Source organism: Streptomyces sp. NBC_00637, assembly GCF_045161545.1.
Classification (GTDB): Bacteria; Actinomycetota; Actinomycetes; order Streptomycetales; family Streptomycetaceae; genus Streptomyces.
This window is the reverse complement of the sequence record NZ_CP109046.1, coordinates 3,708,815-3,723,429: the sequence shown is the minus strand read 5'-3', so window position 1 is coordinate 3,723,429 and position 14,615 is coordinate 3,708,815. Positions and strand designations below refer to the sequence as shown.

Annotated in this window: 13 protein-coding genes; 7 read left to right on the top strand and 6 right to left on the bottom strand. The window is 70.8% G+C overall.

All coding sequences use genetic code 11. From position 1 onward, the window contains the following. Positions 1-6 precede the first annotated feature (6 nt). The 5 genes from OG440_RS16160 (at position 7) to folE (ending at position 5,980) form a co-directional block, all read left to right on the top strand. Entirely contained in the window at positions 7-1,140 is a 1,134-nt protein-coding gene (locus tag OG440_RS16160; protein WP_406007524.1) for a zinc-dependent metalloprotease, read from the top strand. 194 nt (positions 1,141-1,334) lie between these two features. Then, entirely contained in the window at positions 1,335-2,366 is a 1,032-nt protein-coding gene (gene tilS, locus OG440_RS16155) for a tRNA lysidine(34) synthetase TilS (RefSeq protein WP_406007523.1), read from the top strand. A gap of 73 nt (positions 2,367-2,439) precedes the next feature. After that, positions 2,440-3,000 carry a hypoxanthine phosphoribosyltransferase gene (hpt, locus tag OG440_RS16150; protein WP_057601282.1) on the top strand — a complete coding sequence of 187 codons (561 nt, stop codon included), beginning with the start codon at positions 2,440-2,442 and terminating at the stop codon, positions 2,998-3,000. Positions 3,001-3,186: 186 nt separating this feature from the next. After that, entirely contained in the window at positions 3,187-5,226 is a 2,040-nt protein-coding gene (gene ftsH, locus OG440_RS16145) for an ATP-dependent zinc metalloprotease FtsH (protein ID WP_362275838.1), read from the top strand. 148 nt (positions 5,227-5,374) lie between these two features. Further along, the gene (gene folE, locus OG440_RS16140; RefSeq protein WP_406007522.1) at positions 5,375-5,980 is read left to right on the top strand and encodes a GTP cyclohydrolase I FolE; all 606 of its coding nucleotides are present in this window, start codon (positions 5,375-5,377) and stop codon (positions 5,978-5,980) included. A gap of 35 nt (positions 5,981-6,015) precedes the next feature. Here the strand turns inward: folE and OG440_RS16135 are convergent, their stop codons facing one another. The 6 genes from OG440_RS16135 to OG440_RS16110 all read right to left on the bottom strand — a co-directional run bounded on the left by OG440_RS16135 (position 6,016) and on the right by OG440_RS16110 (position 11,273). Beyond that, positions 6,016-6,501, bottom strand: coding sequence for a DUF3180 domain-containing protein (locus tag OG440_RS16135; protein ID WP_406007521.1), 486 nt, complete (start codon positions 6,499-6,501; stop codon positions 6,016-6,018). A gap of 72 nt (positions 6,502-6,573) precedes the next feature. Then, the gene (gene folK / locus OG440_RS16130; protein WP_406007520.1) at positions 6,574-7,185 is read right to left on the bottom strand and encodes a 2-amino-4-hydroxy-6-hydroxymethyldihydropteridine diphosphokinase; all 612 of its coding nucleotides are present in this window, start codon (positions 7,183-7,185) and stop codon (positions 6,574-6,576) included. Continuing rightward, entirely contained in the window at positions 7,182-7,541 is a 360-nt protein-coding gene (folB, locus tag OG440_RS16125; RefSeq protein WP_406007519.1) for a dihydroneopterin aldolase, read from the bottom strand. The genes folK and folB overlap by 4 nt, the downstream gene beginning before the upstream one ends. A gap of 280 nt (positions 7,542-7,821) precedes the next feature. After that, positions 7,822-8,343, bottom strand: a complete 522-nt coding sequence (locus OG440_RS16120; protein WP_406007518.1) for a nuclear transport factor 2 family protein — start codon at positions 8,341-8,343, stop codon at positions 7,822-7,824. Further along, positions 8,340-9,320 (bottom strand): dihydropteroate synthase, encoded by a 981-nt coding sequence (folP, locus tag OG440_RS16115; protein ID WP_406007517.1) that lies wholly within the window; start codon positions 9,318-9,320, stop codon positions 8,340-8,342. Before folP ends, OG440_RS16120 begins: the two co-directional genes overlap by 4 nt. A 141-nt stretch (positions 9,321-9,461) precedes the next feature. Continuing rightward, a complete protein-coding gene (locus OG440_RS16110) occupies positions 9,462-11,273 on the bottom strand; it encodes a phosphatidylglycerol lysyltransferase domain-containing protein (protein WP_406007516.1) in 1,812 nt (603 codons plus the stop codon). 235 nt (positions 11,274-11,508) lie between these two features. Between OG440_RS16110 and OG440_RS16105 the strand changes: the two genes are divergently transcribed. Together OG440_RS16105 and OG440_RS16100 are read left to right on the top strand one after the other, a co-directional pair. Next, on the top strand, positions 11,509-12,636 hold the full coding sequence (locus OG440_RS16105) for an alpha/beta hydrolase (RefSeq protein ID WP_406007515.1): 1,128 nt from the start codon (positions 11,509-11,511) through the stop codon (positions 12,634-12,636). A 295-nt stretch (positions 12,637-12,931) separates the two neighbouring features. Further along, complete coding sequence (locus tag OG440_RS16100) at positions 12,932-14,611, top strand: hypothetical protein (RefSeq protein WP_406007514.1); 1,680 nt, start codon at positions 12,932-12,934, stop codon at positions 14,609-14,611. Positions 14,612-14,615: the final 4 nt, after the last annotated feature.

The window sequence follows — 14,615 nt, the reverse complement described above, 5'->3', positions numbered from 1 at the left end:
TGACGCATGACGAGCATCGGTGGCGCTGCTTCTTCGGGGATGGTCGACTGGAATCTCGCGGTGGCGACCGCGACCCGGCTCGTACGGCCGGGACCCGAGGTCAGCCGTGACGAGGCGCGTGCCGTCGTCGCGGAACTGCGCCGGCACGCCAAGGCCTCGGAGGCACACGTCCGGGGCTTCACCCGTATGGCGACCGAGGACATCCACGACACCCCGGTCCTCGTCGTCGACCGCCCGGGCTGGGTGGCGGCGAACGTGGCGGGATTCCGCGAAATCCTCAAACCCCTCCTCGACAAGATGCAGGAACGGCGCGGCAACAGCCCGGGCGGCGCGGTCATGGGGGCCGTCGGCGGCAAGGTCACCGGCGTCGAACTCGGCATGCTGCTGTCCTTCCTGTCCTCCCGCGTCCTCGGCCAGTACGAGACCTTCGCCCCCTCCACCCGCGAGCTCCCCGCCGGGGCCAACGGCGGCGGCCGTCTGCTGCTCGTCGCGCCGAACATCGTCCACGTGGAACGCGAACTCGACGTGGATCCCCACGACTTCCGGCTGTGGGTGTGCCTCCACGAGGAGACGCACCGCACCCAGTTCTCGGCCGTCCCCTGGCTGCGGGACCACCTGGAGGGCGAGATCCAGTCGTTCCTGGGCGAGACCGACGTCGACCCCATGACGTTCCTGGAGCGGGTCAGGGAGGCGGCCCAGTCCCTCTCCGGCGGCCGGCCCGAGGGCGAGGAGGACGACGGCGGCCGTTCCCTCGTCGAACTCGTGCAGACGCCCGCCCAGCGCGAGATCCTCGCCCGCCTCACCGCCGTGATGTCGCTCCTGGAGGGACACGCCGACTTCGTCATGGACGGAGTGGGCCCGGAAGTCGTGGCGTCCGTCGCCGAGATCCGGGAGAAGTTCCAGCAGCGCCGCGCCAAGGGCGCCTCCCGACTGGACATCGCCCTGCGCAAGTTGCTGGGCCTGGACGCCAAGCTCAAGCAGTACCGCGACGGTGAGCGCTTCGTGCGAGCCGTCGTCGACCAGGTCGGCATGGACGGCTTCAACCGCGTCTGGACCTCCCCGAACACACTTCCGACCAAGGCCGAGATCGCCAAGCCGGCGGAATGGGTCACGCGAGTGCACCGCAAGGCGGAGTCGTGAAACCCGCCGGAACGGCGGAGAACCGAATCCGGCCGACGGCAGGCGAACGCCTCTTCAATCACCCGTCCGAGGGACCGTGAGCCCTCCGTAGGCGTGCAATGCTCGGGGAACGCCCCGGTTCTGTCACCATCTACACACTCTGCGTGACCGAACCTCGGGTTCACCCCCGAAAACTTCATGAAGGGAACCGGACAGTGGGTCCCCATCCTGCGGTCGCGGCGATACGCCTGGCGGTCCGCCGCGTTCTCCACGACATCCTCAACGACCAGCCCACCCCCGAGACGGGCTCCCACGAGCGACCGGCACCGCCGCTCGTGCTCGTGGCGTGCTCGGGCGGCGCCGACTCCATGGCGCTCGCCTCCGCCCTCGCCTTCGAGGCGCCCCGGCTCGGCATCCGCGCCGGCGGTGTCACCGTCGACCACGGCCTCCAGCCCGGCTCCGAGCTACGCGCCGAGGAGGTCGTTCTGCGCCTGCGCGAACTCGGCCTCGATCCCGTGGAGGCCACGGCCGTGACCGTCGGCCGCGAAGGCGGCCCCGAGGCCGCCGCCCGCGACGCGCGCTACGCCGCCCTCGACGCCTCCGCCGTCCGCCACGGCGCCGCCGCGATCCTGCTCGGCCACACGCGCGACGACCAGGCCGAAACCGTCCTGCTCGGCCTCGCCCGCGGTTCCGGCATCCGCTCCCTGTCGGGGATGGCCGCCGTCTCCGGTGGTCCGGGGGCCGCCCGCCGCTATCGCCGCCCCTTCCTCCAGCTCGACCGGCAGACCGCCCGCAAGGCCTGCATGGTCCAGTCCCTGCCCGTCTGGGACGACCCGCACAACGCCGACCCGGCCTACACCCGCTCCCGGCTGCGCCACGAGGGGCTGCCCGCCCTGGAGAAGGCGCTCGGCAAAGGAGTCGTCGAGGCACTCGCCCGTACGGCCCAGCTCTCCCGTGACGACGCCGACGCCCTCGACGCCTGGGCGGGCCAGGCCGAGTCCTCCGTGCGGGACGCCGCCGGTCTTCTGGAGTGCGCCAAGCTCTACGCCCTGCCGCCTGCCGTGCGCCGTCGGATCCTGCGCCGTGCCGCCATCGAGGCGGGCGCTCCGGCCGGTTCCCTCTTCGCCCGGCACATCGAGGAGATCGACCGGCTGATCACCGGTTGGCGCGGCCAGGGGGTCATCAATCTCCCCGGCAAAGTCGTCGCCCAGCGCCAGGGTGGCAGACTGGTGATTCGGCAAGGCTGAATCCGGGGCCCTCCGGCAGGACCGCTTACGTGGTCGTGGGCGGTTCCGGTGGCCGCTGGGACAACCGAAAGTGATGCGGGTGGACGCGAAAGACATGGGCACCGACCTCAAAGAGGTGCTCATCACCAAGGAAGAGATCGACGCGAAGCTGGTCGAGCTGGCCGCGAAGATCGATGCGGAGTACGCGGGCAAGGACCTGCTCATCGTCGGTGTCCTCAAGGGCGCCGTGATGGTCATGGCCGACCTCGCCCGATCCCTGTCCACCCCCGTCACCATGGACTGGATGGCCGTGTCGTCCTACGGCGCGGGCACCCAGTCCTCCGGTGTCGTGCGGATCCTCAAGGACCTGGACACCGACATCAAGGGCCGTCATGTGCTGATCGTCGAGGACATCATCGACTCCGGTCTGACGCTGTCCTGGCTGATCTCCAACCTCGGCTCGCGCGAGCCCGCCACCCTCAAGGTGTGCACGCTGCTGCGCAAGCCCGAGGCCGCCAAGGTCGCCATCGACGTCGAGTGGGTCGGGTTCGACATTCCCAACGAGTTCGTCGTCGGGTATGGCCTCGATTACGCCGAGAAGTACCGCAATCTCCCGTTCGTCGGTACGCTCGCGCCCCACGTCTACGGCGGCTGAGACCCGAAGGGCCCAAGCCCCGTACGAAGATCGGGAACCTCGGCGGGCCTTTCGCCGTTGGAGCATGCAGACGGGTGCGCCAGCCGTCCCGTGCGGCTTTGCGCGACAAAGCTGGGGTACCGTCAGAAGAACTGTCTTATCAAACTCACTATGGCAGGAGGGACGGGGCGACACCGCTCCGTATGGATGGACGTGAAGCGATACTTCCGTGGGCCGGTCATGTGGATCGTGCTGGCCGTCCTTGCCGTGGTCGTGTTGATGCAGGTCGTCGGCTCGTCCGGCGGCTACAAGACGGTGGACACCGGCCAGGTCATTGCAGCGATCAACGACAACAAGGTCGAGTCGGCCAAGCTCACCACCGGTGACGAGCAGACCATCAAGGTCACGCTCAAGGACGGCGAAAAGGTCAAGGACAGCTCGAAGATCCAGGCGAGCTATATCGGCGACCAGGGCGTGACGATTGCCAACACGCTGCAGACCAAGTACCAGGACAAGCAGATCCCGGACGGATACACAGTCTCGCCGACGAAGCAGAACGCCTTCGTCGGGATCCTGCTGTCCCTGCTCCCCTTCGTCCTCATCGTGGTCGTCTTCCTGTTCCTGATGAACCAGATGCAGGGCGGCGGCTCCCGAGTCATGAACTTCGGGAAGTCCAAGGCCAAGCTCATCACCAAGGACACCCCGAAGACGACCTTCGCCGACGTCGCGGGCTCGGACGAGGCCGTCGAGGAACTCCACGAGATCAAGGAGTTCCTCCAGGAACCGGCGAAGTTCCAGGCCGTCGGCGCCAAGATTCCCAAGGGCGTACTCCTGTACGGCCCGCCCGGTACCGGCAAGACGCTCCTCGCGCGCGCCGTCGCCGGCGAGGCGGGCGTTCCCTTCTACTCGATCTCGGGTTCCGACTTCGTCGAGATGTTCGTCGGTGTCGGTGCCTCCCGGGTCCGTGACCTCTTCGAGCAGGCCAAGGCGAACGCCCCGGCGATCGTCTTCGTCGACGAGATCGACGCGGTCGGCCGCCATCGCGGCGCCGGCCTCGGCGGCGGTCACGACGAGCGCGAGCAGACGCTGAACCAGCTGCTCGTCGAGATGGACGGCTTCGACGTGAAGGGCGGCGTGATCCTCATCGCCGCCACGAACCGCCCCGACATCCTCGACCCCGCGCTGCTGCGCCCCGGCCGTTTCGACCGCCAGATCGCGGTCGACCGTCCGGACATGCAGGGCCGTCTGGAGATCCTCAAGGTTCACCAGAAGGGCAAGCCGGTCGCCCCGGACGTCGACCTGTCGGCCGTCGCCCGCCGTACCCCGGGCTTCACCGGCGCGGACCTGTCGAACGTGCTGAACGAAGCGGCGCTCCTGACGGCGCGCAGCGACAAGAAGCTGATCGACAACCACTCGCTGGACGAGGCCATCGACCGCGTCGTGGCGGGCCCGCAGAAGCGGACCCGGATCATGTCGGACAAGGAAAAGAAGATCACCGCGTACCACGAGGGCGGACACGCCCTGGTCGCGGCGGCCTCCCCGAACTCCGACCCGGTCCACAAGATCACGATCCTGTCGCGCGGCCGGGCCCTCGGTTACACGATGGTCCTGCCGGACGAGGACAAGTACTCGACCACGCGCAACGAGATGCTCGACCAGCTGGCCTACATGCTGGGCGGTCGCGCTGCCGAGGAACTGGTCTTCCACGACCCGACCACCGGCGCCGCGAACGACATCGAGAAGGCCACCGCCACGGCCCGCGCGATGGTCACCCAGTACGGCATGACCGAGCGTCTGGGCGCGATCAAGTTCGGCGGCGACAACACCGAGCCGTTCCTCGGCCGTGAGATGGCGCACCAGCGCGACTACTCGGAAGAGGTCGCCGCGCTGGTGGACGAGGAAGTCAAGAAGCTCATCGAGACCGCGCACAACGAGGCCTGGGAGATCCTGGTCGAGAACCGCGACGTGCTCGACAACCTGGTGCTTCAGCTGCTCGAGAAGGAGACGCTGAACAAGGAGCAGATCGCCGAGGTCTTCTCCGCCATCGTCAAGCGCCCCGCCCGGCCCGCCTGGACCGGTTCCTCGCGGCGCACGCCGTCCACCCGTCCGCCGGTGCTCTCCCCCAGGGAGCTCGCACTGACGAACGGCGCCAACGGCGCGACGCCGGCGATCTCCACGGCGAAGTCCACCGTGGTGGAGCCCACCCCGGTGACCGAGCCGGCCCCGGAGGACCGCCCCGAGAGCTGATCCGGCTCCCGGAGCCCCACCAGGCCCGGAATGGATGCCGCGCCCCCCAGGTTCTAGCCTGGGGGGCGCGGCATTTTCGTCTGTCCATCCATGCCGCGACGAGGGCGCGTGACCCACACGCGCGACCCGCACAGGAACGAGGCACCACATGACCGACCCCGTGACGCTGGACGTCGAGGGCGCCATCGGCGAGTTCGACGAGAAGCGCGCCGAGAACGCCGTACGCGAGCTGCTGATCGCGGTGGGCGAGGACCCCGACCGCGAGGGCCTCCGGGAGACGCCGGGGCGGGTGGCACGGGCGTACAAGGAGATATTCGCGGGGCTGTGGCAGCAGCCCGAGGACGTGCTGACGACCACCTTCGACCTGGGGCACGACGAGATGGTGCTCGTGAAGGACATCGAGGTGTTCAGCACGTGTGAACACCATCTGGTGCCGTTCCGCGGCGTGGCCCATGTCGGCTACATCCCGTCCACCTCGGGGAAGATCACCGGCCTGTCCAAGCTGGCCCGCCTCGTGGACGTGTACGCGCGCCGGCCTCAGGTGCAGGAACGTCTCACCACGCAGATCGCCGACTCCCTGATGAACATCCTGGAGCCGCGCGGGGTGATCGTCGTCATCGAGTGCGAGCACATGTGCATGTCCATGCGCGGCATCCGCAAGCCCGGCGCCAAGACCATCACCTCGGCGGTGCGCGGACAGCTGCGGGACGCGGCGACGCGCAACGAGGCGATGAGTCTGATCATGGCCCGCTGATCCGGGCCGGGACCCACCCGGGGCGCGTCACGCGGTCACGCCGGTGACGCCGCCCCCTTGTCCTGGTCGTCGTCCTCGGGCAGCTTGCAGACGCGCTCCAGGAAGATGGCCGCCGCTATGACCGCGATGCCCGCCAGGACCGAGAAACCGGCGTAGATGGCCTGGTCGCGGCGGGCGGGGATGTCGAGGGACTCCAGCAGGAAGACGCCCGTACCGCCGTACATGCCGGAGACAAGGGCGGCCACCAGGGCGCTGGACTGGCCGAACACGACCGCGCGGGCCGCCATCAGCGGGTCGACGCCCTTGGCCTCGGGACGGCGCTCGCGCTGGGCCTTGAGCCGGGCGCGCAGTGACAGCGCGGTGGCCGTGAGCACCACGGCGATCAGGGCCAGCACGATGGGCGCGGCCAGCGGGACGCTGGGCAGGGTCCCCACGGAGTTCCACAGACGGGCACCGGCCCAGGACAGGATCGCGGCCACGCCGAACACGCCGGCCAGCACCCTGATGCGCAGCTCTCTCACGGTGTCCCTTCAACTCCCCCGAGCCCGCGGGCATGGACATCCCGCGGGCAGTGGTCCTGTCGACCTTAACGACTACTCGGGCAGGTGGAGTTCCAGGTCCTTGCGTGCCGCGACACCCTCGCGGGTCACGGTGTCGAGCAGAGCGGCGACCGTGCCTCGGCCGGGCAGCTGGGCCTCGGGCTCCACGTCGTGCCAGGGGGCGAGGACGAAGGCGCGTTCGTGGGCGCGGGGGTGGGGGAGCGTGAGGTGCGGGTCGTCGTCGACGACGTCGGCGTACGCGACGATGTCGACGTCGAGCGTGCGCGCGCCCCAGCGCTCGTCACGCACCCGGTGGAAGGCCTCCTCGACCGCGTGCGCCCGCTCCAGCAGGGAGGACGGCGGGAGCGTCGTCTTCAGCACGACCACCGCGTTGAAGTAGGCGGGCTGGCTGCCGGGCTCGACGCCCCACGGCTCTGTCTCGTACACCGGGGAGACGGCCTTGATACGTACGCCGGGGGTGTCCTCGAGGGCGTCGATGGCGCCCTGGAGGGTCTCCAGGCGGTTGCCGAGGTTGGAGCCGAGGGCGATCACGGCGCGTTGGGGGTTGTGCAGGGTGGTGTCGGCGGCGTCGACCTTCTCGACGACGGAGGCGGGTACCGGCTGTACGGTCGGGTCGCTCTGACCCTCGGTGAAGAACGCGGTCATACTCGGCTCCGGATGATGGTGACGGTCACGTCGTCGAAGGGGACCGTGATCGGCGCGTCCGGTTTGTGGACGCAGACCTCGACCTCCTGGACCTCTTCGTGCTTCAGACAGGTCTGGGCGATGCGCTCGGCGAGCGTCTCGACGAGGTCGACGGGCTCGCCCTGGACGACGGCCACGACCTCCTCCGCCACGATGCCGTAGTGGACGGTCTTCGCCAGGTCGTCGTCGGCCGCGGCCGGTCGGGTGTCCAGGCCCAGGACGATGTCCACGATGAAGGTCTGGCCTTCCTCGCGTTCCTTGGGGAACACGCCGTGGTACCCGCGGGCCTTCAGGCCGCGCAGCGCGACACGATCCACGCGAATCACTCCTGCAGTCGTCGGTTTCGGCCGGTGCGTCCGGGTGCGGGCGGCACCCCGGCCTCGAACGAATCTACCCGCGAGCACTGACAGATCCGGGCTCCGACCGCGGTGGCCCGGGCCGGGGCGAGGACTTTTCACCGGGTGTTTCCCTTGGGGAACCCGGCTGCTCACGGGCTGGTAGCCGCCCCTACCCACGGGTTCGTGATTCCAACCACTTCTTGGTCCCTGTGGGTCATCCCGGGGCCGCCCGCCCCCTTCCTGTGGTCCGCCTACCCGCTCAGGAGGGGTTTGCGTCGCTCTCGGGATCCTCGGCACCGTCGGCCTCGTCGTTCTCCGTCAGCACCGGGGAGGCGTGGTGCGACCAGAGCTTCCAGCCGTCGGAGGTGCGACGGAACACGTTCGTGGCCACCACCAGCTGGCCGACGAGCGGCCCGAGCTCCTCGCCGTCCTCCGGCGCGGGGCCGCCACTGAGGATGTTCTCGGTGCAGTTCACCAGCGCGGTGTCGCCGGTGACGGAGACGTGCACGTCGGTGAGGAAGAACTGGATGTAGTCGGTGTTCGCCATGATCAGCGCGTACGACCGCAGCACCTCGCCCCGGCCGGTGAGCACCGGCCAGCCGGGGTGCACGCAGGAGATCACGCCGACGTCCGCCGGATCGTGGTACGTCTCGTCCACGCCCAGGTCGGCCGGGGTGAGCCAGAGCGCGGACACCCCGTCGAAGTCGCCGTGCTCCAGTGCCTCGTAGAAGGCGGTGTTGGCGGCCTCGACCTGCTCGACGTCGGTGTGGGGGGCGCTCACCGGGCTCCTTCTGCGCCGCTCGGGCCGTGTCCGCCGCGATGTGCGTCCGGGGCGGCGGGGTCGCCCGGGGCGGGACGCGCGGGGCGTGGTGCGTCCGCGCCGGGCGCGATCGCTTCCTCGCGCGCCCCCTCGACGGCACGGGCGACCCGCACCGCGTCCGCCGTCGCGCGCACCTCGTGCACGCGGACCGCCCAGGCGCCGGCCTCCGCCGCGAGGGCCGAGACGGCTGCGGTGGCGGCGTCGCGCTCGCGCGCGGGTGGTGGCGCGCCCTCCGGGCCGGCCAGGACACGGCCGAGGAACCGCTTGCGGGAAGCCGCGACGAGCAGCGGATGACCGAGGGCGTGCAGCCGGTCGAGGTGGGCCAGCAGCGAGAGGTCGTGATCCGCCTCCTTGCTGAAGCCGAGCCCCGGGTCGACGACGACGCGGTCGGGGGAGATGCCGCCCGCCAGAACGGCCTCCACGCGCGCGTGGAGCTCGTCCACGACCTCGGCGACGACATCGGCGTAGACGCCCCGGACGTTGCCGCCCTCGAGGAAGCCCCGCCAGTGCATGACGACGAAGGGGGCGCCCGCGTCCGCGACGGCCGGGATCATCCCCGGGTCGGCGAGGCCGCCGCTGACGTCGTTGACGAGGGCGGCGCCGGCCGCGAGGGCCTGGGCGGCGACGTGGGCGCGCATCGTGTCGACGGAGACCACGACACCCTCGGAGGCGAGACCGCGGACCACGGGGACGACCCGGCGGAGCTCCTCGTCCTCGTCGACCCGGCTGGCGCCCGGGCGGGTGGACTCGCCGCCGACGTCCACGAGGTCCGCGCCCTCGGCGACGAGCTGGAGGCCGTGCTTGACGGCGGCCGTCGTGTCGAACCAGCGGCCGCCGTCGGAGAAGGAGTCGGGGGTCACGTTGACGACTCCCATGACCGCGCAGCGGTCCCATTCCGGAAGGCCGACGACGCGCCCGCGTCCGCTCTGCTTGCTCATGCGTTCAGCGTAGGCCCAGGAGAGGGCCGCGCCGCGGTGCGGCCCGGGTGGATGCCCCAGGGCTGGGAGGGGGGCGGGGCCGCCACCCGGGCCGGTCTCGGTGCCGCGGGCCCGACGTGGGCCGGGCCGGCGGCGCCGAGGCTATGCCGCGCGTACGTCCCGCTCCGCCACCGTGTGCGCACACGCGCGTGCCGCCGTGGAGCGGCGGCGCAGGAAGCGCGGCAGCGGGAGGGCGAGATTGACGAAGCCCTCGGCCTGCATCGCGGCGAAGCCGATGCGGGGGAGATCGCCGGACGCCCGGTAGACGACGAAGCGGGGCTCCCAGCGCGGCTGGAACTTGGCGTTGAACTTGTACAGCGACTCGATCTGGAACCAGCGGGACAGGAAGACCAGCAGCCCGCGCCAGGCCCGCAGCACCGGGCCCGCGCCGATCTTCTCGCCGCGGGCCAGCGCCGCGCGGAACATGGCGAAGTTCAGCGACACGCGCGCGATGCCGAACTTCGGGGCGGCCTGGAGAGCGGCGACGATCAGCAGTTCGTTCATGCCCGGGTCGGCCGAGCGGTCGCGGCGCATCAGGTCCAGGGAGGCGCCGTCCGGGCCCCAGGGCACGAAGTGCAGGATCGCCTTCAGATCGCCGTACTCGCCGGGGACCTCGTCGGCCTTGTGCGCGGTGGCGATGAGGCAGTCCCCGTCGGCGGCGTCCCCGACGCGCCCCAGGGCCATCGAGAAGCCGCGCTCGGTGTCGGTGCCGCGCCAGTCCTCGGAGGCCCGCCGGATGCGCTCCAGTTCGGCCTCACCGAGGTCACGGACGCGCCGTACCCGGGTCTCGTAACCGGCGCGTTCGATGCGCTTGACCATTTGGCGCACGTTGCGCATCGCGCGTCCGGCCAGGGAGAAATCCCCTACGTCCACCACCGCCTCGTCACCCAGCTCGAGCGCGTCGAGGCCGGTCTCGCGGGTCCAGACCTCGCCGCCGGTCTCCGAGCAGCCCATGACGGCGGGCGTCCAGGAGTGGGCCTTGGCCTCGTCCATGAAACGTTCGATGGCGCCGGGCCAGGCCTCGACGTCGCCGATGGGGTCGCCGCTGGCGAGCATCACGCCGGAGACGACGCGGTAGGTCACCGCCGCCTTGCCGCTGGGGGAGAAGACCACGGCCTTGTCGCGGCGCAGCGCGAAGTGGCCCAGGGAGTCGCGGCGGCCGTGCTTGTCCAGCAGGGCGCGCAGGTGCACCTCGTCCTCCTCCGTGAGGCGGGCGGCCGGGTGCTCGGGGCGGAAGGCGAGGTAGATCGTGGTGACCGCGGTGATCCAGCCGAGGGCGCCGAGGGAGAAGGCCACGGTCCAGGAGGTGTTGCCCTGGTAGTCGACCGGGCCCTCGAAGCCGAAGAGGCCGTACAGGACGTGCGTAATGCGATCGGCCAGGCTCGGGTCGCCGATCATGCGCCGCGGGTGGACGCTGACGATGATCAGACCGAGACCGAGGGAACCGGCGCCCATGAGGACGAAGTTGGCGAGCGCGCGCCAGCGGCTGCGCGGGTCGGGCAGTGCCGCGAACTGGTCGCGGTGCACCAGCAGCGGAACCAGGAGCGCGACCGAGATGAGCGCGCCCACGATCGAGTGCCGGTACACGAACTGGGCCACCGCGCCCGCCGGGAGCAGCACCACGGCCGCGCGCCACGCGCGCCGCTTGCCGCGCCGGAGGCCGTGGGCGAGCAGCAGCAGCAGGACGCCGGCGCTCAGCGACAGTGCCGCCACGAACGGCCCGAACGAGCCGGGCAGCACCTCGGCGAAGGTGTGCATACGGCTGTGCCGGAACCGCGGGAAGACACCGCCGGCGACATCCAGCAGGCCCACGAGGGCACAGGCTCTGGCGACGAGGGCGGGCACGGACTCGGGGCGCGGACCTCGCACTATCTGCCGCACCCGGCTTGATCGGTGCGGAACCCCGCCCGACATTTCCCCATCTTGAGTGACAGACATCGCATCCCGTAGTTCCGCGAGAGACCTTGGACCCGGGCCCGATTCGGGCATCCGGCGACATTGCGCCCTCTAGGACGGTGTCTTGAGGAGCTAGGTTCACTCGTCTCCTCAAAGCCAGTGAAAAGGCCAAGGAAAGTCCGGGACAAGCCCTCGCGAAGGAGTCGGGGGGACGGGCGGGATCCCGGACGGAGAGCAGGCAGGAAACCACCGTATGGGGCTCACGAGCGACAAAACGCTGCTGCTGTCCGTGCTGTTCGCCTTACTGCTGTTCGTCGGCACGGTGTGGCTGTGGCCACGGCTGGCCCGAACCGGCTGGCGGTCCGTCAGCGGGCGGGTCGGGCTGCTGCTCGCCACCCAGTTGGCGCTGTTCGTGTCGGTCGGGCTCACCGCCAACCAGGCGTTCGGCTTCTACGCCAGCTGGGCGGACCTGTTCGGCCGGGAGACGGACCAGGGCGTGGTCGTCGACCACGCGGCGGGTGGCGCCCCGGCGGGGCCGCTGCGGGTGCTCGACACCCGGCGGGTGGACAGCGGCGGCAGCGGGGGTCCGCAGTTCGGCGGACAGATCCAGAAGGTCGCCGTCGACGGACGTACGACACACATAGCCACGCCGGCGTACGTGTACCTGCCGCCGGAGTACTTCGATCCGCAGTACCGCACGCGTACGTTCCCCGCGGCCGTGGTCCTCACGGGCTACCCCGGAACGGCGGAGGCGCTCGTGGACAAGCTGCACTACCCGCGCACCGCGCGGCAGCTCGCCAGGGACGGGCACATGCAGCCGATGATCCTGGTGATGCTGCGGCCGACCGTGGCGCCGCCGCGGGACACCGAGTGCGTGGACATCCCGGGCGGCCCGCAGACCGAGTCGTTCTTCGCGAAGGACCTGCCGGACGCCGTGACGTCCCACTACCGGGTCGTCCGCAAGCCCGGCAGCTGGGGCATCGTCGGGGACTCCACGGGCGGCTACTGCGCGCTGAAGCTGGCGATGCACCACCCGGAGGTCTACGCGGCGGGAGCGGGTTTGTCGGCCTACTACAAGGCGCCGTCCGATCCGACCACCGGCGACCTCTTCCACGGGAACGCGACCCTGCGCAACGAGGCGGATCTGCACTGGTTTCTGAAGAATCGTTCCGCTCCCGACACCTCGCTGCTCGTCACCAGCAGCAAGGTCGGAGAATCCAACTTCAAGGCCACGCAGAAGTTCATAGACCTGGCGAAGGCCACGGACAGCACCAGGATCTCGTCCATCATCCTGGAAAGCGGCGGGCACAACTTCAACACCTGGCGGCGGGAGATCCCGCCCACGCTCGAGTGGATCAGCGGGCGGCTGAGCGATCGGTGAGGTGACTGCCCAGGTGGCTGCTCAGGTGACCGGTGAGGTGGCCGGTGAGCGGCGGGCCTTCGACGGCGGGAGCCCGGGCGGCGGGTGGCCCGGCGGGGGTCGGGGGCGGGGCGTGGCGGGTGGCCCGGCGAGGGCTCGTGAGGGCCGGGTCCGGGCGCCCCGACGGGAAATGATCTTGTCGTTTGTCGAATTCCGTGACCGCGTTGTTTCCTGATGCCCTGTGAAGGCTTCGGTATGGCCGCGTTTTTGCGGGGCGGGGCGCCAACATTCGCCTACGCGCGGTAAGTTTCTGGCCATGCCACGTGGACGTCACCGCCATTCCCCGCCTTTGCACAGGCTGCTGCCTCCCTCGGCAATCGCAGGCGTCTCCCTCGTCTGCGCCCTCGGCCCCTGGGTGTTCACGGAGCCGATGGTGCTCCGTGGTCTGGCCGCGGCCGCCGCGGCGACGGCGATCCTCGGCGCGTACGTGATGCGCCGCTGGGACATGCAGGCCGGCAGACAGGTCGCCGACGCGGCACGCGCGCGTGCCAGTGATGAGTGGCGCTACGAGGAACGGGTCGCCGAGCTGGAGAGCGACCTCGACGAATCACGTGAGCTGCGCGTCAAGCTGGAGCAGCGCCTGCGCTCCAAGCGCACCGAACTGGCGGGCCTGCGCAACGAGCACGCCGCCCTGCTGCGCCGCTACGCCACGGCCGAGACCGAGCGGGCGAGTGCCCTGGAGGGCCGGCGACTGCTCGAGATAGAGGCGGCTCCCACGCCCGCGCTGCCCGCCGCGCGCGCGGCCCAGGACGCGGAGCCGACCGGCGCGGTCACCGCGCGGGAGGCCGAGAGCATCGACGACGTGGACGACGTGGACGACGTCGAAGGCAACAACGGCGTTGACGGCGTCGACGGCGGCGAAGACACGGATGCCGTCGAGGCGGCGGCCGAAGTCCGGGAGACGGTCGAGGAGGCCGACTCCGACGACGCTGCCGGGTCCGCCGGGTCCGCCGAGCCTGTCGCGGAGACCGAGGGGACCGTGGAGGCCGAGGAGGAGACGACGGCTTCGGAGGTCTTCTCCCCCGAGGGGTCCAAGCTGTTCCTGCGGGCGCAGGCGGCCCTGGACCGGTTCGACACCGACGGGGTCAAGGGCTGGAAGATCGAGGACCACGCCGAGGAGGAGCCCACGCGGGCGACTTCCGCGGACGTCGGCGCCACGGCCGCCGACGGCGACGCGGAGGCCGCACAGGAGGACGAGGCGCAGGGGAAGCCCGAGGCGGTCGACGAGCACACGCGCGCGACCGCCCTCCCCACGGCTGCCGGGACCGACGCGGTCGCGGAGGACCGGACCCCCGAGAACCCCTCCGGGAAGCAGACCTCCGGGAAGCAGAGCCCGGACGACGAGAGCCCCGACGGGCAGAGCCCGGAAGACCAGGGCCCGGAAGACCAGGGCCCCCAGGGCCGGACCTCTGAGGGCCACGCACCGGACGACCTGACTCCCGCCCTCGCGGACGCGCACGATACGCGCGACGCGGGCGCGCGCGACGCGGAGCCCGTGCGGCCCGCCCCGCCCGTGTACTCCGCCTCCGCCCCCGCCCCTGCCGACGTCCCCGCCCCGGAGGCCGCCGGGACCGGCGAGCTCGTCCCCCGGCCCGCCGGCACCGTGCAGCGTCGCCCTTCCGGCCACTTCGCCGTGCCGACCGCGGTCGCCGTCGTACCGGCCGCGCAGCCTCTGCGGCGTCCGACGGCCGAGGGCGGCTTCGACTTCTTCGGGACGAAGGGCGAGTCGGCGCCGCATGCCCTGGAGGCGGTCCAGAACGAGGATCTGGCCGATGTCGTCGGCCAGGAGGCTCTCGCCCTGCACAAGGCCGAGTCCGAGGCGGAGTTCAAGCCGCTGGACGAGGCGGCGCGCGGTGTCGGTCAGGTGATCGACCTGACCGCCCACGACGAGACGGAGCACATCGACCTCAAGGGACTGCGCAGCGCCGTCTCCTGATGGC